The sequence below is a fragment of the Pedobacter sp. MC2016-05 genome, assembly GCF_026239735.1.
GTDB lineage: Bacteria > Bacteroidota > Bacteroidia > Sphingobacteriales > Sphingobacteriaceae > Pedobacter.
Genome location: NZ_JAPIVT010000003.1, coordinates 182,371 through 204,466, shown reverse-complemented (window position 1 = coordinate 204,466; position 22,096 = coordinate 182,371). Strand labels below are relative to the sequence as shown.

Annotated in this window: 15 protein-coding genes; 7 read left to right on the top strand and 8 right to left on the bottom strand. The window is 39.3% G+C overall.

The window, feature by feature from the left end:
- Nucleotides 1-35 precede the first annotated feature (35 nt).
- On the bottom strand, nucleotides 36-878 hold the full coding sequence (locus OQZ33_RS06045; RefSeq protein ID WP_265798155.1) for an NAD(P)-dependent oxidoreductase: 843 nt from the start codon (nucleotides 876-878) through the stop codon (nucleotides 36-38).
- 160 nt (nucleotides 879-1,038) lie between these two features.
- Here OQZ33_RS06045 and OQZ33_RS06040 point away from each other — a divergent pair, with 160 nt between their 5' ends.
- Entirely contained in the window at nucleotides 1,039-2,136 is a 1,098-nt protein-coding gene (locus tag OQZ33_RS06040; RefSeq protein ID WP_265798154.1) for a DNA alkylation repair protein, read from the top strand.
- Here OQZ33_RS06040 and OQZ33_RS06035 read toward each other — a convergent pair.
- A complete protein-coding gene (locus OQZ33_RS06035; protein WP_265798153.1) occupies nucleotides 2,125-2,589 on the bottom strand; it encodes an NUDIX domain-containing protein in 465 nt (154 codons plus the stop codon). The two genes, OQZ33_RS06040 and OQZ33_RS06035, sit on opposite strands and share 12 nt — an antisense overlap.
- Before the next feature lie 813 nt (nucleotides 2,590-3,402).
- On the opposite strand from OQZ33_RS06035, the gene OQZ33_RS06030 reads away from it, so the two are divergent.
- Nucleotides 3,403-3,753: a hypothetical protein gene (locus OQZ33_RS06030; protein WP_265798152.1), complete on the top strand. Its 351-nt coding sequence runs from the start codon at nucleotides 3,403-3,405 to the stop codon at nucleotides 3,751-3,753.
- Nucleotides 3,754-3,944: 191 nt separating this feature from the next.
- A complete protein-coding gene (locus OQZ33_RS24455; protein ID WP_416338745.1) occupies nucleotides 3,945-4,196 on the top strand; it encodes a response regulator in 252 nt (83 codons plus the stop codon).
- A 31-nt stretch (nucleotides 4,197-4,227) separates the two neighbouring features.
- On the opposite strand, the gene OQZ33_RS06025 is transcribed toward OQZ33_RS24455, so the two are convergent.
- Nucleotides 4,228-6,201 (bottom strand): PAS domain-containing sensor histidine kinase, encoded by a 1,974-nt coding sequence (locus OQZ33_RS06025; protein ID WP_265798151.1) that lies wholly within the window; start codon nucleotides 6,199-6,201, stop codon nucleotides 4,228-4,230.
- Between the two features lie 302 nt (nucleotides 6,202-6,503).
- On the opposite strand from OQZ33_RS06025, the gene OQZ33_RS06020 reads away from it, so the two are divergent.
- Entirely contained in the window at nucleotides 6,504-9,632 is a 3,129-nt protein-coding gene (locus OQZ33_RS06020) for a PAS domain-containing protein (protein WP_265798150.1), read from the top strand.
- 550 nt (nucleotides 9,633-10,182) lie between these two features.
- Here the strand turns inward: OQZ33_RS06020 and OQZ33_RS06015 are convergent.
- The 5 genes from OQZ33_RS06015 to OQZ33_RS05995 all read right to left on the bottom strand — a co-directional run bounded on the left by OQZ33_RS06015 (nucleotide 10,183) and on the right by OQZ33_RS05995 (nucleotide 18,175).
- Nucleotides 10,183-10,374: a hypothetical protein gene (locus OQZ33_RS06015; RefSeq protein WP_265798149.1), complete on the bottom strand. Its 192-nt coding sequence runs from the start codon at nucleotides 10,372-10,374 to the stop codon at nucleotides 10,183-10,185.
- Between the two features lie 83 nt (nucleotides 10,375-10,457).
- Entirely contained in the window at nucleotides 10,458-12,539 is a 2,082-nt protein-coding gene (locus OQZ33_RS06010) for a glycoside hydrolase domain-containing protein (protein ID WP_265798148.1), read from the bottom strand.
- 816 nt (nucleotides 12,540-13,355) lie between these two features.
- Complete coding sequence (locus OQZ33_RS06005) at nucleotides 13,356-13,877, bottom strand: DUF2911 domain-containing protein (protein WP_265798147.1); 522 nt, start codon at nucleotides 13,875-13,877, stop codon at nucleotides 13,356-13,358.
- A 35-nt stretch (nucleotides 13,878-13,912) separates the two neighbouring features.
- Nucleotides 13,913-15,604 (bottom strand): sodium:solute symporter, encoded by a 1,692-nt coding sequence (locus tag OQZ33_RS06000; protein WP_265798146.1) that lies wholly within the window; start codon nucleotides 15,602-15,604, stop codon nucleotides 13,913-13,915.
- A gap of 102 nt (nucleotides 15,605-15,706) precedes the next feature.
- Nucleotides 15,707-18,175: a PIG-L family deacetylase gene (locus OQZ33_RS05995; RefSeq protein WP_265798145.1), complete on the bottom strand. Its 2,469-nt coding sequence runs from the start codon at nucleotides 18,173-18,175 to the stop codon at nucleotides 15,707-15,709.
- A gap of 118 nt (nucleotides 18,176-18,293) precedes the next feature.
- On the opposite strand from OQZ33_RS05995, the gene OQZ33_RS05990 reads away from it, so the two are divergent.
- From OQZ33_RS05990 to kdpA, 3 genes are all read left to right on the top strand, one after another.
- Nucleotides 18,294-19,631, top strand: a complete 1,338-nt coding sequence (locus OQZ33_RS05990) for a sigma-54-dependent transcriptional regulator (RefSeq protein WP_265798144.1) — start codon at nucleotides 18,294-18,296, stop codon at nucleotides 19,629-19,631.
- Between the two features lie 334 nt (nucleotides 19,632-19,965).
- Nucleotides 19,966-20,043, top strand: coding sequence for a potassium-transporting ATPase subunit F (locus OQZ33_RS24185; protein ID WP_082468366.1), 78 nt, complete (start codon nucleotides 19,966-19,968; stop codon nucleotides 20,041-20,043).
- Nucleotides 20,044-20,267: 224 nt separating this feature from the next.
- Nucleotides 20,268-21,986 carry a potassium-transporting ATPase subunit KdpA gene (gene kdpA, locus OQZ33_RS05985; RefSeq protein WP_265798143.1) on the top strand — a complete coding sequence of 573 codons (1,719 nt, stop codon included), beginning with the start codon at nucleotides 20,268-20,270 and terminating at the stop codon, nucleotides 21,984-21,986.
- Nucleotides 21,987-22,096: the final 110 nt, after the last annotated feature.

Here is a 22,096-nt window from a genome sequence, read left to right as displayed (position 1 = left end):
AGGAATAACTTGCTGATGATTCTGAAGCGGAATTTCTATTTTAAAGCTTTGATTACGGCAATTAAATCCTCCTGTCCATATTCAGCCTCTGCGCTCTCAAAAGTTTTTAAGGCAGCTTGCGCCAACGGCGAAGAGATACCTTCGGCTTTTGCCAATCTTAAATCCTTAACAATGTGTTTCAAAGCAAATGCTGGTTTATAATTTTCAGCAAGAATGGCATCGCCCTTTATTTTAGTAAAAATATTACCGATGGCGGCGTTGTTAATGAGATGTAAAAGATCATCGGTTTTAATTCCATTTTGATTGGCAAATAAAACGGTTTCGGCTAAACCTTGTGTATATAACGCAAGCAAAGAATTAATTGCCAGTTTAGCCTGATTTCCCGCTCCTACTTCTCCAACACGCAAGGTCAATTTACCTAATTTTTCAAATACAGGCTTGGCCTTTTCGAAAACCTCTTCTTCGCCGCCCGCCATAATAACCAGCTGCCCGGTTTCTGCCTGCCTAACGCTACCCGAAACTGGAGCATCGAGATAATCACTACCTTTTAATTTGCATTTATAACTCATCTGTTTAGAGATACCAGGAGAAACAGTACTCATATTGATGATGATTTTACCTTTTGCATCTGATGAAAGTAAACCATTTTCACCTTCAAAAATTTGTTCAATCGCCTGATCATCAGAAACCATTACGATTAAAACATCTGCTTTTTCTAAAAGTGCTTGTGGCGTATCAGCAATAGTTGCACCCATTTTTTGCAATTCACTTTCTTTTCCCTTACTCCGATTATAAACTGCAACCTGATAAGCTGCATCAATGAGTTGTGTTGCCATCGGAATTCCCATATTACCCAAACCTATCCATCCTATCTTCATATTATTTTATTTTTAAGTGATTATCAAATTTGCCAAATAAATGGCTCAATAATTAATTTTATAAAAATGATTTGATTTATGGATGAAATAGAAGCCGATTGTTTAAAACATTTCAATAATCCGTATTACCCAAAGCTTAAATTTGCTTAACCAAAATGATATGTTACTCAAAGATTTATACTCTCCAGCCTTTTACGATAGATTAGGCAACGCTTTAACCGTTTCCATTCCTAATTTCGACAAAGCTCAATTTATCAAAAATATTTACGTTTCAGATTTTGAATCTAAAGAACTGAAAGAGCGAATGAAACATACTACAAGGGTATTAAAACAGTTCATGCCTGATGATTATCTCGCAACTATTTTGCTATTAAAAAAAACAATTGAGCAATTGCGAATTGCCGGAATTGGAGAAGATGGATTGGCTTTTATGTTTTTGCCCGATTATTTAGAAACCTATGGAATTGATTATTTTGAAGAATCGATGGAGGCACTTGAATTTGTTACTCAATTTGTAAGTTGCGAATTTGCTGTTCGCCCATTTATTTTAAGGTACGAACAACGAATGATAGAAAAGATGCTGAAATGGTCATCACACTCAAGCTTTAAAGTACGTCGATTGGCCAGCGAGGGTAGCCGACCAAGACTCCCTTGGGCAATGGCGATTCCTTTTCTAAAAAAAGATCCAACTTCAATTTTACCAATTTTGAATAACCTAAAACAGGATTCATCAGAGTATGTAAGGAGAAGCGTGGCAAATAGCTTAAATGATATTGCCAAAGATCATCCTGATGTGGTCATAAAGGTTGCGCAAAGCTGGGCAGGGTTAAGCCCAGAAACAGACGCCATTATTAAACACGGTAGCCGAACCCTCTTAAAACAAGGACATGCAGAAATTTTGCAACATTATGGCTTAGACGATAAGGGGATTATTATACAAGATTTTCGACTCATCAGTCCTGAAGTTAAAATTGGCGAAAGCCTCTCTTTCGCTTTTACCATTAAAAATGTGAATAAAATGGAAAAGAAAGTGAGGTTGGAATATGCCATTTACTATAAAAAACAAAATGGACAGAACACAAAAAAAGTATTCAAAATTTCGGAACGCATGTATTCTTCCGGCGCTAAAATAAGCGTTCATCGCAACCAAAAGTTTATGTTAATTACCACTAGAAAATTTCATTTAGGAGAGCATCAAATTGCAATGATCATCAATGGCGCTGAAAAGGAAATACTCCCTTTCGAGTTACTCGCTTAATTTTAATAGGTCTCGCAATTCGTCAAGTAACGGAATCTGCCGATCTTTAATGGCTACGCAGGCCTTTTGATAGTTAAACCAATCGCCACGATCTACTTCAACAAAATCCTGCATTTTGCCAGATTTTGGCGGCCATTTCATCTCGAAGGTATTACTCACTAGCGTGGAGGGATCAAAATCACCTTCTACTGCCCAGCAAAGCACCTTTTTCCCTCCTTTTTGGATAATAGGGTTTAGAGGGATAAAGTTACCGGTTACGCTCCTTCCAGTCTCCTCTTGAAATTCTCTTACAGCAGCTTTTAATGGCTCTTCATCACCATCCAGTTCTCCTTTTGGCACAGACCAAACACCTTCATTCTTTTTGGTATAAAATGGGCCACCTGGGTGAACTAGAAAAAATTCCAATTCGTTATTATTTTTTCTAAAAAGTAGTAACCCAGCGCTAATTCTCATCCTAAACTTAGTTTTAATCACACTCAAAGTAACTATAATATTGTTCACAATAAGCAACAAAATTGTTGAAATTCTACAATTTCAAACTTGATGAATTGGATGACCCGCAATTTCTTATTGCAATAGGCTATAGAAGCAATTTGATTTCGTACCATAGCACAAATAAAGGATCCCTGGGAATTACTATTGAAAAAGCCAAAGTTAAGTTATGCTTTATCGTACTTGCTTAATGCTACAGATTATCTAAAACGAGGAAAAAGAAGTTAATGAAATTAGAAAACACCTACTCAATAAATTTGGTTGGAGCTATTTCTATATCTAATGCGTTAAAAAAAGAAAAGAATTGCTATTTGCCCACACCCGACAAAAAAGGGGACATTTCATTTTCTCAAAAAAAAGCCATACTAAAACCTTCCAACTCCAAGTGATTTTCCTATATGGAAGTTACTTATTTAATTCGGTCTGACTTAATGATCTAACAACTATTTGTGGCTTAATTTCGTGCCGGATAACCTTGCCGCTAACACAAATCTTTTTTCCACCGAACATTTTTTCAGGCTTAATTTTTAAGAGATACAAATCTTTCTTATAAAATACAAGCGAGAGTTTTTGATCAGGGTAGTCTCACCAACATTCACGAATGTTAGGTGTGGCAATACCTTAGTGCTATACACGCTATTCCAAGTGGTAATCTTTTGACCAATATAATGTAAAGCACTATCAATTTTCTCCATGAATACCGAGTAACTATTTGTGGAGAAGTCGATTTAATTTTAATAACCATTTTATTGCGTGATTATTTTGTTAATTTTAATGAAAATTAATCCGAATGCGCTCCCTCTATTACTCGCATATTGTGCTAGCTTTACTTTTTTGTTTTTCAACAGGTGCAAAAAAAATCCGATTCCCGACCCAATCATAAGCGTATCTATCAATGATACCAATAAAGGCTTCCTATTTAATGCATCTATTTCAGATCTTGCAAACAGTGACTTATTAGAAACCGGTTTTGTATGGAGTGACACTGAAAATCCTGTTAAAATATCTGCCTTTAGCTATGTTACGGCTAAACCGCAAACTGCCTTTAACTATACCGTAATAGCTGGCTTTTCTAAGGGAAAGCGTTACTTTCTGAGAGCGTACTATGCAGACCAACAAGATTAAATACATTATAGTGATGCAGTAGCATTTGATGGAAAGAATACTATAGGAGTGGACATTACTATTGCGCAAAAGAACCACACATGGGGAGATGAAAGTGAAATAAAGATATTAGATACAAATTTGCCAGATTTAAATGCCTCAAATATAATCCTTGATGGGTCGATCCGCATTTAACCCTCCCGCATCAATCAATTGATAAGCTTAATGAGGAGTTTCGCCCTGATTTAATTATTCTGGATATCGCCCTTGGAGATGGCGACGGAAGAACCATTTGCGATGAGCTTAAAAACAACGATGCAACTGCCCACATCCCTATACTGTTATTAACAGGGTTGAGTTACCAGGATATTTCCGAAATCGAATGTCTGGCAGATGGTATTATTGGAAAGCCATTTGAAAGCAGCCCCCTTTTGCTCAATATCAAGGAACTCATTTTAAATTAAAAAGAGCTAAGTCCTATCTTGATACAAAAAACTAGACTGGAAGCTCAACTATAAATGTCGCTCCTGCTCCTTCCCTACTTTCGAGTTTTATCTCTCCTTTATGAAGCTCGATAATTTCCTTGCAGAGATAAAGGCCGATTCCAAAACCTGCAATTGATCCCATGTTTGGACTTTTTATCCGGTAATAGCGTTCAAAAATTTGTTGCTGGTCTTGCTCATCAATCCCCATCCCATCGTCCTTCACCACAATCGCGACTTTTCCGTTCTCAGGTTTAGAGTAGGAAATATTGATTTCGCTACCAATTGGTGAATATTTCACGGCATTGCCGATGAGGTTATGAATAACCTGTGAAATCTTGTCTCTGTCGGCATAAAGGTCAACGCTTTCGTTCTTTTCAAAAACAATTCTGTGGGTATGTACAGTGGAATGAACTTCGTCTTCGAGTTCATAAAACAATGCTTTAAGATCAAAATAAGATTGTGCCAACAGCATTTTGCCAGAATCCAGTCGAGAAATATTGAGAAAGCCATTGATCATGGACGTCATGTTGCGAACCTGGCGGAGTGACTTTTCGAGTATGCCTTCCAGCTTCTGATCTCCGGAAAGCATGGCATTACGCTGCATGAGCTGCTGATAAGCATTAAGAGAGGTAAGCGGCGTTTTCAGTTCATGACTGACCATGGCCATGAAGTCATCTTTCCTTTGCTCATCCTTTTTTTGTTCGGTAATATCACGCAAGGTTCCGTTTAAACTAATCACATTTCCATTATTATCGTAAAACACTTTACCACGGGCCTGTACAAGTCTTCCGTTTGGATCCTCGAGATTATAGATGCGGTATTCAATAAAATAATTCCCGTTTGAGGTAGCGCTCAACGATTCCATGATGGCCTCTTCAACCCTGGCCCTATCTTCATCCAAAATACTGGAAAATGCGACGCTCAGATCGATGGTTTGGGCTTCAGGAAGTCCAAACCACGACTTTAATAAGGCATTGCCAGAAAAAAGATTTGTTTTCGGCTCATAAAAAAATGTGGCAAGATCTCCTGCCTCTACGGCCAGCAAAAGCATCTGTTGATCTTTCTCACTGGCACGGCGATCAAGCACCAGTTGTGTAATTTCTTCCAGAATCACCAATACGCCACTCACTAATCCATCGGAGGAGAATACGGGTTGATAAATTGAATTAACGATAGCTTCACGCAAGCCGTCATGGTCTCTTAATCTGACGGTAAATTCATTGTTTATTCGTCGCTGCCCTGTCGTAAATACCTCGTTAAGCCACCTGTTAACCGGCTGGCCGATAAGTTCTGGTCGGGCCTTTTCATGCGGAAGCCCCTCAACTTCTGGAAGTGAACGTCCCCAGATTTTTAAAATGGCTGGGTTGGCAATCTCTATGATATGTTCCGGCCCCTGCAGCATCGCGATTCCTACTGGTGCCTGTTCAATGATTGTTCTGATATGTTCACGACTCTCCCCAAGCAGCTTCAGCGAGGTGTTCAGGTCTTCGTTGGTGGAACTCAGCTCTTCCATGGTAGCCGCCATCTCCTCCATTAGTGATTGTTCTTTTTCTTCCTTTCTCTGAATCCGCTCCAGATATTCCCGTCTCGAACTCACTTTCCGGGCGGTATTTAGGATACACCAGGTTCTGCCCTCCTTGTTTAAAAGTGCTTTATACTCATAATCATAATAATCAGTCGTAGAAATTCCGTTTTTGATCACATTAACTGGTGCATCGCTTACGGAATAAGTTTGACCAGAGCGCCACACCTGTTGAAGCAGACCGAGGAAAGGTTGACCTTCCAGCTCAGGAAGCGCTTTCATCAGCGGCTTTCCGATTACTGAAGCATTCTTTCCCCAAACCTCCAGCATTCCTTCATTTGCAAAACGGATGATCATATCCTCATCGGTATATATGGCTGTTGCCTCTGGCGAGCATCCAAGTGCCTGGATGATTAGCTCTCCACTAAAATCCTCCCGGGATGATTGTTCTTCGATATTCATGGAATACCAAAGATAGAAAAATTGCCCTATGTAAAGGATATGCAGAGCTAACAGCTTTGTAGTTTTTTTTTTGCACAGCCCTGTTTCACAATCAATCTCATAATGGATAAAAAAATGATGTACCTATCTGTCTGAATCGTTCATCTACCGAAATGATTGACAATAAGGCTATTCATTTTTTGATGAACCCAAAACCGATCAGCATATCACCTGAAAAAACTCAAATTTTACCAAACCAAATTAAAGCTATTCCGTTAATAATAGGCTATAGAACCTTTAATCCGACATAAATAGAAACTTAGATGAATCCTTCGCCGACCCGGTTTACCGATACAAAGTTATTAGAGATCCTATCGAAAGTGCCTAATGCTACGGCCATTTATTCAACTGAAGATATTTATATTCATTTTGCTAACGATGCAATGATATCCCTATGGGGAAAAGATCGCTCTGTTATCGGAAAAACAATTGCAGAAGCATTGCCTGAAATTGTTGGGCAACCGTTTATTAGCATCCTGAAAGAAGTTTGGAAAAGCGGCCAGACCTACCAAAGCAAAAATACCCCTGCAGAACTTTTAGTAAATGGACAGCTACAGCCATTCTGCTTCGATTTCAGCTATCAGGCAGTTAAAAATCAAGTTGGTGAAACAGAATATATCCTACATACCACAACCGATGTGACGGAAATAAACAGGGTTAGAAATATTGCGGCTGCGAGCGAAGCAAAAGAGAAAGCCCTGGCTCACGAACAAGAATTGAACATTGAGCTGGCTTCGACAAATGAGGCGCTCGCCGCTTCCATGGAAGAGTTAAGTACAACTAATGAAGAACTTCAGCAGAGCAAGGAAAATTTCAGGTTATTGAGTGAGGTACTGGAGCGCAAAGTAACCGAGAGGATTACTACAATTGCCTATCTAAACCAGGAACTTGAGGCTTCAAACGAAGAAATCCGGGCATCAAATGAGGAGTTAGCGGCAACAAATGAAGAGCTTATTCAAAGCAATCAACTGTTATTCGATAGTTCATCAAAACTCGAACAAACCCTGGCCAATTTAGCAGAAAGTGAGTTTCGTACCAGAAGCATTATAGAAAATGCTCCTTTCCCTATCGGTGTTTACACTGGTAAAGAAATGACAATCACTTTTGCCAATGCATCCATTATTGGGGTTTGGGGAAAAGGCAGCAATGTAATTGGAAAACGTTATGCCGATATTTTACCTGAACTAGATAATCAGGCGGTTTTCGGACAGCTGGACCAAGTATTTACGACAGGGAAATTTTTCGAAGCGAGAAACCAACGTTTGGTGTTAATTGTAAATGGGGTAGCTCAGGTTTTTTACTTCAATTATATTTTTACAGCACTACGTAATGAGGCGGGGGAAATTTATGGCGTAATGAATACGGCGGCTGATGTTACCGATGTGGTTTTGGCCAAGCAAGCACTGGAAGCTGCGGCTCAGGAAAAACAAGAACTCAATGAAGAACTGGCGGCTATAAACGAAGAGATGGTGGCCATTAATGAGGAGCTCACCGCATCAAATGAAGAACAGGCACGATTTAATGATCAACTCTCATCCATTTATGAAAAACTTAAAGTTAGTCAGGATGAGTTGGAACTCGCTATTGATGCAGCTGGTTTAGGAACATTTGATTTAAATCCTTCAACCGGTGGTTTTACGGGTAATGCACTTACAAAAACATGGTTTGGCTTACAGCCGGAAGATGAAATCGAATTGAATAAAGCTACTGACGTTATTCACATAACCGACAGACAAAGGGTTATTGACGCCATCCAAACTGCATTAAAATTTGATTCAGGAGGCTACTATGACACTACTTACACCATTCAAACTACCGAGCAAGCACGGGGGCGAATTGTGAGGGCAAAAGGTAAGGTACTTTTTAATGAACAGCAAGAAGCCATCAGGCTGAGCGGTGTTTTACTTGATGTTACAGAGCAAGTAAATTCTACCGAGAAGATGGCCGCCCTACTCGATAATCTTGCCAGAAGTGAACAGAAATTCCGCACCCTTATCCAGCAGGCTCCGGTAGCTATCAATCTGTTTAAAACCAACGAATTTATAATCGATAGCGCAAATGAGAAGATGCTGGAAATTTGGGGGAAAACAGAATCTGTTGATGGAAAGCGCTTGGTGGAAATATTGCCGGAACGAGCTAACGAACCGCTAATCAGAATTTTAAATGATGTTTTAGTAACCAACAAACCGTATTTCGGCGTGGAGAATAAGATGTATATTCTAAAAAATGGGGTGCCTGAAGAAAGGTATTTCAATAGTATTTATCAGCCCATTAAAGGAGACGAGGATAAAATTGACGGGATTTTACAAATTGTAACCGAAGTAACTGAGCAGGTTAATGCTAAGAAGGAAGTGATTGAGGTTAACAACCGTTTAAATATTGCCATCGAGGCTGGTGCACTGGGTTCTACTGAGATAGATTTAGCAACAGGTGATATGGTTTGTAATGATCGGTTTAAGATTTGTTATGGCTGGCCTTTAGACCAGAAATTTACTTATTCTGATTTACTTCAAGCCATGCTTCCAGCTTATCGGGACCGCATTCCTCAGCTCATTAATGAGGCAGTTAAACATCAACAGGTTTATCAGGCCGAATATGAAGTAGGTTGGCCAGATGGATCTGTACATTGGGTTAGTGCACACGGAAAGGGAAGATACGATAACGACGGTAAAGCCACCAAATTGGTTGGTATTGTATCCGATATCACAGAAGTGAAGGCTGATGAGCAACGAAAAAACGATTTCATCGGCATGGTTAGTCACGAATTAAAAACGCCGCTTACTTCACTTACGGCATACATTCAATTGTTGCAAAGTAAGGCTGATCAAAGTGGCGATGCCTTTGCGCTTAATGTATTGGAAAAAGCGAACAATCAGTCGAAAAAAATGGTCAATATGATCAATAGCTTTTTAAATGTTTCTAGACTGGAATCAGGAAAAATCCATATTGAAGCAGAATATTTTGATCTTTCCATTTTACTGCAAGAAATTGAAGAAGAATTTAATGTGGTGATTAACAGCCATCAGTTTACTTTTACAACCGAACAGATATGGATTACGGCAGATCGCGAAAAAATCGGGCAAGTCATCAATAATTTCATCTCCAATGCTTTAAAATACTCGCCAACGGCAAGCAATATTACTGTATCGTGTGAGGTTAAAAATGGCTCAGCTGTGGTTGCTGTGAGCGATGAAGGGATTGGAATTTTGACTGAAGATCAGGGCAATCTTTTTGAAAGATATTACCGGGTTACCAACCAGCCACAAACGGTATCTGGTTTTGGAATCGGACTTTACCTTTGTGCCGAAATTATTAAACGGCATCATGGTAAAATTTGGCTGGAGAGTGAAGTAGGCAAAGGATCTATATTCTATTTTAGCTTACCATTATAGTACGATTCTGTTAAGATTTTAAACTAGGAAGCGGTCAATTATCTCAACAGCATTAAGCGCACCCATTCCCTAAATTATTTTATTTCGTATTGTAAATGGCATGAAAACCTATTGAAGCATCGATCACATTTATATCGTTTCACAAGGATAAATTTTAAAATATTTTAAACTGATAGGTTCAAGGGGTGCGGTAGGTTTCATGATTCCTACGCCTTGGTCAGGTTGGACAAGTTGCAACCTTAATCGCACGCATATTTTCAATCATAATAGGGATAGTCTCTTAGGAGATAATAGAACTAACAAATATCGACTAGTATTCTGGAGATGGTATGAATTTTATCTACCAAATGGGATGAATTTCTCAATTGTTTTGACGCTCTTAACAATTTTAATTACCTCTACCACACAGATTTGTATTAATGATTGAAATACCATCATTGATGGAGACAGAAAGTAACTTTATATATTTAAACTCGAGGTACTATTTTAAATATCTTCCAAAACAAATGCCCTTATCTTGTGAATAAGGGCATTTAAATTTTTGCATTTGTTATAACAACCCATAAAGGCCGTTTGCGTATGTCCTAAGTGAAGCTGATACCGTACTCATTTTTTCAGGAGAGGGCCCCTTCACTTTGTATGCCTCTGGATGAAGTTCTAATGGTTGATCGCTTGTATTTTCTGTTAGGGCTTTGTTGCCTAAAGTAGCATTTTGTTCTTCGCTTAATTTTAAAGGTGCCATGTCGTATCTAGTTATACTATTAAAACAGGCCTGAGAATGATTTGTTTTTCGAATTCATTTAAAATTGAAAATTTTCGATCATTTTATTCCATGCTTGAAATCCAGTTTTCAGTGCTCGAAACTTTAACAGGATCAGCAGAAGAAACAATCCTTAATACGCCACCTTGTTTAATATCTTCCTGCGTAATATAATTTCTATTAAAGGGCTTGCCATTAAGAAACACCTGTCTAATATATTTATTGTTCGGGCTGAAATTCGCTACCTCTACCCTAAATGTTTTTGCCTTCGGCAAGTGGAAGGTAACTGATGGAAATAGCGGTACGTTGAGATAGTAAACCGGCCAGCCTACGCAAGCAGGAGAGAATCCGCTTGCTGTAAAAATATACCATGCGCTCATCGCCCCTGCATCATCATCCATAGTCCGTAAATAAGCTTCAGGTTGATTCTTATAGATTTTACCAATATAACTTCCAATCCCCCTACTATTATCATTGAAATAATTTTGAATGACGGTATCGGCGGCAAGTCGGTGCATCCAATATTGCGATTTATATCCTTGCCTGGTTATGTTATACATCAGCGGTACCTGTAAATCGGGCTCATTGGCATGGTTATACAAATCTCTAGCAAAAAATTCGTCCAGCTTGGCAATGTAGGCTTCCTCTCCCCCATCAAGTGCTATCAACCCTTTAAAATCGTAAGGAACAAACCATCTGTATTGCCAAATGGTACCTTGATACAAACCTCTTGCCTGCATTTGGTCAACATCCCGTTTACTCATATCTTTAAAATCCTTGTTCCAATAGGTTCTATATTCGAGTGCTTTATTTTTATAAATCGCTGCCTTTTGGGGCTGCTTTAAAATCGTAAAAATTTCTGCCAAAGCCCAATTGTCATAGCTCGATTCCAGTGCCTTATCAGGCGATTTGTAATCTAATCCCTTAACCTCTTTCTCCAGAGAATCGGCAATACCGGCGAAATCCACAAGATAGCCTTTGCGATAGGCATCAAGTAAAACCACAATTGCATGTTCACTGCGAACAGTATTTGATGGTTCGGTTTGACCTGCGTAATCTTTCTTTCCTGAGTCGTACAGATCAGCGATTGAAGTAACCATTCCGGCATAGCGATCCGGAGTAATGATGGAAAGCAGCGGCAATTGTGTGCGGTAATTATCCCAAATAGCCCAGCCGTTGTATCTTATCTCTTTGTCTTTTCGAAGTTCAGCCTTGGTATTTCGGTATTGTCCATCCTGATCAGAAATAACATAGGGAGATTGCATAGTACGGTAAAGAAGCGAATAAAAAAGCTTCGCATTTTCCAGATCGCCACTCACCTCAATTTTAGCCAGATTTTTGTTCCATTCCGCAGTACTTTTATTTTTAATGGCTTCCAGAGTTTGATCTAAAATGGCCGATTTTGCCGATTCGACACTAACAGAAGAAAGTGCCACATTAATTTCTGCTGAAGTAGCTGCAACATCTAGTCTGGCAACTAATTTATGTTCTGATAGTTTTTCCCAGTTCACCTTGCTCGTAATTTCCAGATAATAGTAAATCCGGTATTTACCTACGCCACATGTCGTTTTTGATTCTATCCAGCCCGAAACAGCATTCCCATCTACAACATGTTCTTCCGTTACAAAAGCACCATTAAAAGCGTAGCCTAAATCGAGATAAATTCCTTTTTCTCCTTTCGGATAATGATAAACATGCTTGCCTGCATTACCTGCAACAGCGAAGCTGGCATCGATTTTATTTTCAAAACCTACCCTATAATATCCCGGACTAGCGTTTTCAGTTGATTTGATAAGCGTAGATTGCATCGGCTCTTTTCCTAAAAATGGTTTGATAAAAATATTTCCACCCGAGCCCTGGCAGCCTACTCCTTCAAAACGATTGTGTGTAAATCCTTCAAACTTTTTAGCCAGGTACTCGTAACCGGTATGGGTTTTCGGATAGGTTTGAGGGCCAATGCTCAACATGCTAAACGGATAAGATGCCGCTGGCGACATTTGCCCATGATCTCCTGAAGAGCCCAAAAAAACGTTCACTAAATCAACCGGCCGTTGCGTTTTGATGGAAAAAGGAACGGCTTTCTTTTGTGCCAGAACATTCAAATGGAAAAGAAAAACAGTAGCGATAATATTAAGTGCAAGTTTCATATGGGGGATGTAAAATCGGCCTAAAATAGCATTTTAGCATGAAGTACAGGTTATGTTATACTTTCTTTACAAAGGCTATTTCTTGAATCGAGTGGGAAGATAGGGATTAGTTCCCTATCTGTCCTCTCTCACACCTGTACGTACCGTTCGGTATACATCGGTTTGTTGAAACAGTATCTCTTGACAAGCGATGATATTCACCTATTGCCAGGCATTGTGCCCATTGGTTGCACGGCTCGGCTCAGCTCCTCTTATATTTTACTCTCGGATTCCGTCCTACCCTCATATAAGCAGTTCGCTAATGTGGTTCCGCTGTGAACGCTCTACCATAAACTTCCTGTTTCCTTTGCCATTTCAACATTTGGTCCTTCCTGCACCCTAAAACGCAGTACTATTACCGCTGCTGACTTCTGAGTGAGCCATTGAACGTTCCCGCTAAATGTTTCCTCTCCTGTAATCGCGCTTACACTCGACAGAACTCATTCAGATCTCCCGGGGTAAGACAATCTACTTCCTATGGATGTGGCCTCTGTATTTACGTAATAGTCCCCGTGCAGTATTGGGCTTCTGTTTGTTGGGCAACATCACCCGGACTAAATCCGCCTCGTATACAGTTTCTGTTCGTAAGCCCCATATTTGCCTCGGACTTCCTTCAGATTAGCAGTCATCCACGACACCCTTGTCTTAAGCTAACACTCCTACTGCTAAGCGTGTTCGGGACTCTAACCCTATAGTCGATTGCCATGCCCGGCGCACCCCAAAAAAAAAAGCCATTCCGGTGTTTCCGAAATGGCTTATAAAAATTTGTTTAGCTGCTTACTTGATCGTTACCGGAACAGATATTTTATCCCAATCTAAAGAAAAACCAGTTTTAGTGATTTTATAAATTAAACGCTCTTGAGTAGCTTTTAAAGGTTTGGTTTTCACCTCAACACGTAAAGCATCTTTTGCCTCTTCGTATTTATATGCACCCCATTGCTTTGGTTCTTTATTAAAAATTGCTGTCCAGGTACCGCTTTCTTTTGGAATTAAAAAGAAGCTATATTTTCCAGCAGCAAGTGTTTTACCTTCAACCATAATATCTTTATCAGTGGTAAAAGTGGTCGCCTCATTGGCACCTGCACGCCATACTTTATCGTAAGCTTCTAAACCTCCCCAAATTTTACGTCCTTTAACAGCAGGGCTGCTATAAGCGATAGTGATGGTAGCACCTTTAACCTTTCCTGTTGCAGTAGCCGCAGGACTTGGTTTTGGCTGAGCGGCATCTTGCGCCATTGCACTTACTGAAATCGTTATTGCGGTAAAAAGCAATGCAACAGATTTAATCATCGTTTTCATAGTAATATTATTTATTTGTTTTTGTTGTTTTGAGTTTACGAATCTAATGCTTTGCGACGATAAAATAATAATCCTAAAGTCGAAAAAATTATTACTGCAGCGGCACCGACTACGTTTAACCAAAGGAATGATACCACATCAAATTCATAAACGCCGACAACCACAATTTCAGCCAGGATAGCTGAGATAAAAACAATTGATCCGTTAATTTTCTTGAAATAAAAAGCAACCAGGAAAATACCGAGAATAGGACCATAGAAAAGAGAACCAAGAACGTTTACCGCCTCAATAAGTGAACCCATTTGTGTGGCAAACATGGCTACCGCAATAGAAAATATCCCCCAACCCAAAGTATGTAACCTACTGTACTTTAGCTCCGTAGCATCGTCCATGGCTCGCTTACTGAACACTAGATGCACATCTTTTAATGAACAGGCGGCCAATGAATTTAAGGCCGCTGAAATAGAGCCCCAGCTGGCTAAAAAGATAACGGCAAACAATAACCCAATCATACCCACTGGCAAAGTATTTTTAACGAAATACAGAAAAATATAATTGGTATCCGTTTTCTCGGCATTAAAATTTGCTTTATTAATGGCCACCTCTACCCTACTGTGCAAATCTTTAACATCTTTTTGGGTTTCTTTAAAATTCGCAATCGAAGCATTTAATTCTGGAGAGTTTTTTTCTCGCTGAGCTAAAATAGCCTTCGACTGGGCATTAAACTTTTCTTCAAGCAGCTGATGTTCGCCCTCGAAAACGGCAGCCTGCTGTGGTTGTGTTTCTTTTAAATATTGATACGAGCGTTCATTGAAATAAATCGGCGCTGGTTTTAGTGAGAAGAAAGCAAACAGTAATGCACCGATTAAAAGAATGGCAAACTGCATGGGAATTTTAACTAAACCATTTAACAGCAAACCCATTTTGGCATTGGTATTATCTTTGGCAGTAATGTAGCGGCCCACCTGACTTTGATCGGTACCGAAATAAGAAAGTGCAAGAAAAAATCCACCGATCAAACCGCTCCAGATGTTGTATTTATCTTTCCAGTCGAAATCGGTAGTGATCACATTCAGCTTTCCGGATTTACCAGCAAGATAAAGCGCATCGCCGAAACCAACGCCATTAGGCATGTTTTGAACCAATAAATACCCGGCAAATGCCATCGTACCCAGAATGATCAGGAACTGAAGCTTTTGGGTATGGGCGATTGCTTTTGCACCACCAACGTAGGTGTAAATTAATAGGATTCCACCGGTTAAAACATTGGTTAAATAAATATTCCAGTTTAAAACACTTGATAGAATGATACTCGGCGCATAGATGCTGATTCCGGTTGATAATCCCCTGGAAAACAAAAATAACAGCGAGGTTAAAACCCTCGTTTTTTTATCGAAACGTTGCTCCAGATATTCATATGCGGTATAAACATTTAGTCGCTGAAATATCGGAATGAAGGTAATGCAGATGACGATCATCGCCAATGGCAAACCAAAATAATACTGAACGAAACGCATGCCATCCGTATAGGCTTGCCCGGGTGCAGAAAGAAAGGTAATGGCACTGGCTTGGGTAGCCATAATGCCTATAAGCACAATGTACCAAGGCATTTGGTTGTCGGCTTTTAAGTATGAGGCATTACTTTTTTGCCCCCTGCCGATAAAAACACCGTAAGCAACAACAGCCAGCAGAGTAAAGATGAGTACTAACCAATCGATATTACTCATGCCCAAAATCTAGTAAACAGGTAATAAAATACAATTTGGAAAACCAGCGCTAATGCAAGCAAAACGTACCATGTATTCCAATTCTTGAGCTGGTTTTTCATCCTACTTCCCTGCTGATATAAAGTTGAAAAACAACCTTGCAGCACCTATATTTCCTGCAGGCAATTGCCTGAAAAATGCAAGTGGTGTGTAAATAAACTGGCCTTTACCGTATTTTGCATACAATGTAGATCCTTTTAACGGCTCTTCTCCAGTATCATTCATTTCGAAAAGTGTCTCGTATTTATCATCCCATTTATCTGGGAAATAAGCGCCTCGTTCCTGTACCCAACCATTAAAATCTTCTGCGGTAATTTTATTTGGATAACTTAACAGTTTATGATTTGGATTAAAAAATTTAACAGCAGCATTTTCGTCTGTAACCCTTTTACTGCTAATGCTGAATGGATATATGCCAAAATCTTGCAAAGCCATATCTTGAGTGGTGTTGTATTGCATCACGATTGTTCCACCATTTTCTACATAGCTTTTAAGCGCCACCTGCCAATTTTTAATCCGTTTATCTGTGTTGATTACCCTTACACCTGTTACTACGGCATCATAAGACGCCAACTTGCTTGGATTTAAAATATCGGCTTCGGTTAAAACATCAACCTGCAAACCAGCCTGGCGCAAAAACTCAGGAATTAAATCTCCTGCACCTTGGATATAGCCCACCTTTTTTGCCAACACTTTTACGTCGCCTTTTAATAACCAGGTTGTGGCTGGAACAAAGTATTGCAATGATGGCAAATGTGGATACTGAATCAGCACCTGGCCTGTTGTAAACTCACTATTTTCTGAAGAAAAAACTACTTCAAGCTTATTTTGAGCAGTTTTTATTCTCGCCAGATCGCCAGCAGGCAGTATAAAATCTTTAATGGTAATGGTATTCTCTGGTAAATTGATACCAGTAAAAGTGGCTATAGTTGCATTTTCTACTCTAAAAATCACTTTACCGTAATTGATGTATTTGTTGGCCTTTAAGCGAAGGGTTACTTTCAAATCTTCCTTCTCTTTTGCGAAATAAACCGGTTCGGCAAAACTTAAATCCATTGCCGGAATAATCCTCAACTGCTCTACCACATCACCCTTTACCGGGTCGAGTTTTTTATATGACAGTGGAAGTTTAACCGTAAACTTTTCGGTTCCGATTTTTAAAACAACCGAAACATTTAATGGCGATGCAAGCTCTGGCAAACCGATCAAGGTATCATTGGGCACGCTAAATGTTGCTGCATTTTTCGCCGGCTTTTCTAACCAGTAAGGTTCTGTAAGCGCCGCATTTAAAGGGATTTGAATTTTACGCTGGATGTTGATCAGCGAATCTCCAGAAATCCTTTTATTTAATACATCAGTTTGAGTGATCCAATTAACTTGTTCAAGAATTACTGGTGGAGCCCCTCTCGAAATTACATTTAAGCTGAAATTGTAGCTGTTGCCTGCAATAGCCTCTGCCTGATTAGTTACCACTTCGCCCATAAAACCAGTACAGCTTAAAATAATGTGGTCTATGTCATTCAGTTTATCCTTCTTCAAGCTCGCATCCTGAATTTCAGAAATTCTCTGACGTAACATTAACAACCCATGTAGACTTTTATCTGGATGATTATAATCGAAAGATAACAGGATAATATCAATCAACTCATCAATGTTATCAATTCCTTTTTCAGACCAATTAAGCGGAATTTTATCAAAAAGACTTTCTCTTGCCTGGACGCCCATAACATGGGTAAAATATTCTGTCCTGACGCCGGCTACAGATTGCGTTCCCGCTCCCTGGCTTTTATGTAAACTTCGGCTTAAACCAGCAAGTTCGCCATAACCCATTCCGAGTTGTGGATCGAATTGCCCTACCGTAACTTTCAATTGATTTTCGGAGGTTGTATTTACCAAACCAAAACGAAAAGTGTTCCAAAGCAATCTTTTCGGTTGCCAAACATCAACATACTTCAACTGGTTTGGAAACATGGTTTTATCTGCAGCTGCTTTAAATGCCTTTTCGGCAACCACCGCAGATGCCGCATGTTGCCCATGTCCTGCAGCCGCAGTTGGTGGAAAACGACAAATAATTACATCGGGTCTGAATTTTCTGATTACCCAAACTACATCTGCGGTAATGCTATCCGCATCCCACTGTTTAAAAGTATCATCGGTATTTTTAGAGAAGCCAAAATCAATTGCCCGGGTAAAAAACTGTTGTGCCCCGTCCAGTTTCCGGGCCTCCAACAACTCATGCGTTCTGATTAATCCCAAAGCAGCACCCTGTTGGGTACCTAATAAATTCTGCCCTCCATCACCTCTGGTTAATGACAAATACGCAGTTTCTACATCTTGTTCATTTATTAGCCATGATAACAAACCGGTATTTTCATCATCGGGATGTGCCGCGAGGTAAAGAACCTTTGGAATATGCCGAAGTGTTTTAATTTCACGAAAAATTTCAGATGACTTTGCTGGCCTAATTTGTTGAGCGAAAGAGAAAAAAAAGATGAAACAGGAAATGAATACCAGGGTTAGCTTTTTAAACATAGAATTTGCTTTGTGAGACAAAGATGCTTAAAATGGTTTTATTTAGCGTAGTAGAAATGAAAAAGGTACAAATAAAGACTAATTATTAATCCTTAATATTGCACCATAAATTACACCTATGAACGGCATCGTCCTCATCATTGATGATGAAAAGAAAATCTGCAGCCTGCTTTCAAGAATTATTGAGCTGGAAGGCTTTAAAACCCTTCAGGCGAATACCGGTAAAGAAGGCTTAAATCTTTTAAAAAACAATGATGTAAGCATAGTTATCAGTGATGTGAAGTTGCCGGATGTAAATGGCGTAGCGTTGGTAAAAGATATAAAATCGCTGAAGCCTTATACCGAAGTGATTAATCTTACAGCATATGGCACCATTGCTGATGGTGTTTTAGCCATAAAAAACGGCGCTTTCGATTATCTTGTAAAGGGAGATGACAACGAAAAAATCATTCCGTTGCTTTATAGGGCAATGGAAAAGGCTAACCTTCAGCAACGTATTTTTGAACTTGATAAGAAGGTAAATTCGAAGCATAGTTTCGCAACAATTATCGGCCAATCAAAAGCATTAAAAGAGGCCATTGATCTAGCAAAGCGGGTAAGTAAAACAGATACTACCGTTTTACTTTTGGGCGAAACAGGAACAGGAAAAGAAGTTTTTGCCCAGTCTATTCATCAGGAAAGTCCAAGAGCTGCGAAGCCTTTTATTGCGTTGAATTGTAGTGGTTTTTCTCCAGAATTGCTGGAAAGTGAACTTTTCGGGTATAAGGCTGGTGCATTTACAGGAGCAAATAAAGATAAAAAGGGCTTATTGGAAGAAGCGAATGGCGGTACTTTGTTTCTCGATGAAATTGGCGAAATGAATCTCGATTTACAGGCTAAACTTCTTCGGGTGCTGGAAAACCAAAGTTTTATTAAAGTGGGCGATACTTTAACGCAGCAGGTGAATGTGCGTGTGCTTGCGGCAACAAATAAAGATTTAAAAGTTGAGGCAGCAGAAGGTAAATTCAGAGCTGACCTTTATTACCGACTTTCTGTTTTTACAATAACGCTACCACCACTAAGAGAAAGAAAAGCCGACATACCTGCTTTGGCAGCGCATTACCTGAGCGAATTTTCGATCAAAGTTAACCGGCCAGAATTGAAAATGACCGACAATATATTAAATGCTTTTCAGCAGTATAGTTGGAAAGGAAATATTCGCGAACTAAAAAATGTAATTGAAAGAATGGTCATTCTTTCTGATGGAACACAACTAAACATTGCAGCACTTCCACCTGATTTTTTTGAATATACCCCTCAGGAAAATAAATTTAACTTAAATCAAATAGAAAAACAGCACATCCAAAAGGTATTGATCCACACCAAAGGGAACAAAACAGAAACCTCGAGATTGTTGGGGATTGGCTTAACCACACTGTACCGAAAAATTGAAGAATATGGCATTGGAGAATTGTAAGATCATTGCTTCATCTTAAGCGGCAATTTGATTTTTTTTGAGCTGAAAGCAACAAATTACTTTTAAATTTTGCTTCAGCAGTTTTTGAGAGATCACTCCGAAACGAAAAAAACTCTTCCAAAATGGAAGGGTTTTTTTATGTTTAAAACTACACTAAAACACATAAACAACTAACAATCAGCAAACTAAAATTTTTTCATACTCATCGGCATAAGAGTTGGCAATAGGCATTTCATAAAACAATAAGTTATGACAATTATCCTATTACTCGTAATCCTTCTGCTCTGTTGGGCAACTTACAAATCAATTGATTGGTTCGAAAAAATTTAAAGCCATGTTAGCACTATTCATCATCGCAATCGCCGTATTTATCTATATGATTTACGTTTTGATTAAACCCGAAAAATTTTAAAAACAGAGAATATGGATAGCGGGGGAATGGAGAATCGGAAATAAAAAATAGCCTATTTACAGATATTCTAGGCAATGGGAAATAGAAAATAGAATGATAGTCTACTTTCAAATACCCCAGGCAAGGGAGAATACGAAATAGGAAATGATTGCCTATTTCCAAATACCTATTTCCTATTGCCCACATCGCCATTCCTAATTTCCTATTCTCCAAAAACAAAAAAAATGAACACTGAATTAATTGGCATCATCGCCACATTCCTCTTAACCTTAATTATCGCCATCCCTTTGGGGAAATATTTGGCGAAGGTTTTTGCAGGAGAAAAAGTTTGGACAGACTTTTTAAAGCCGCTCGAAAATGGAATCTACAAATTATCCGGCATCAATATTAAAGAGCAAATGAACTGGAAACAACAGCTAAAAGCTTTACTAACCATAAATATCTTGTGGTTGGTTTACGGTTTTTTAATGCTGATATTTCAAAATAAGCTACCATTTAATCCTGATGGTAACCCTGGTATGACGCCAGATTTAGCTTTCAATACCATTATTAGCTTCGTAGCTAACTGTAACCTTCAACATTACTCAGGCGAAAGTGGCGTCAGCTATCTCACTCAACAATTTGTACTGATGTTTCTTCAGTTTGTAAGTGCCGCTACCGGTATTGCCGCGGCTGTTGTATTATTTAAAGCTTTTAGAGATAAAACAACCACCTTACTTGGTAATTTTTGGGAGTTTTTCGTAAAGGCAATTACCAGATTACTGCTGCCTTTATCCATTGTTATTGCGCTAATTTTAACCTTTAACGGAACCCCGGCCAGTTACGATGCTAAAGATCAATTCCTTTCTGTACAAGGTGATACCATAAATGCTTCTCGTGGACCAGCGGCGCAAATGATTGCCATAAAACATTTGGGAACGAATGGCGGTGGGTATTTCGGTGCAAATTCTGCCCACCCATTCGAAAACCCAAGTTATTTAACCAATATGGTCGAAATGATTGCCCAGGTAATTATTCCAATTGCCATGGTTATCGCTTTCGGCTATTTCATCAGAAGAAAAAAACTAGGCTGGACAATTTTCGGCGTGATGACCATCGGTTTATTTATGCTGATGATTCCAACCCTGAACTCGGAACTTGGTGGAAACCCAGCGCTAACCAAAATGGGAATTGCACAAACTACAGGTGCAATGGAGGGCAAAGAGGTTCGTTTCGGACCTGCCGCAACTGCATACTGGAGCACATTAACTACCGTAATTTCTACAGGTTCGGTTAATGGCATGCATGATAGCACGATGCCGCTAACAGGTTTATGGCAATTGCTGGCCATGATGATTAACGGCTTGTATGGTGGTTGTGGCGTTGGCTTGCTAAACTATTTTATCTATTTAATAATCGCAGTTTTTATTTCAGGATTAATGGTGGGCAGAACGCCAGAATTTTTAGGTCACAAGGTGGAAGCCAGAGAAATCAAAATTGCGGCGATCATCACTTTATTAAGTCCGTTTTTGATCCTCGCTGGCACGGCGATTTCGAGTTACGTGTTTGCCAATTATGCCGATGCAGGTTGGGCAACACAGCCGAAAAACTGGTTAAATAATCCAGGCTTCCATGGTTTCTCCGAAATGTTGTACGAGGTTACTTCCGCTAACGCCAACAATGGCTCTGGCTTTGAAGGTTTAGGCGATAATAATGTATTCTGGAACCTACTTACCGGAGTTATTATTTTTCTGGGTCGTTTCTTACCCATTATTGGTCCGGTTGCAATTGCAGGTTTGCTTGGCGCTAAAAAGTTCATTCCTGAATCTGCCGGAACATTAAAAACCGATACAAAAACCTTTGCCTTAATGACTTTTGCGGTGATTTTAGTGCTCAATGCATTGTCTTACTTTCCAGCACTGGCCCTAGGACCGTTAGCAGAATATTTTTCAATGCTCAAATAGATATAGTTGTCACATTTAGCCTGTCGAAATGATTCGGTGCTTCGACAAGCTCAGCATGACAAATTACATGATAAGAATCTGTGAAATCATTTTAATCTGTGAAATCACTT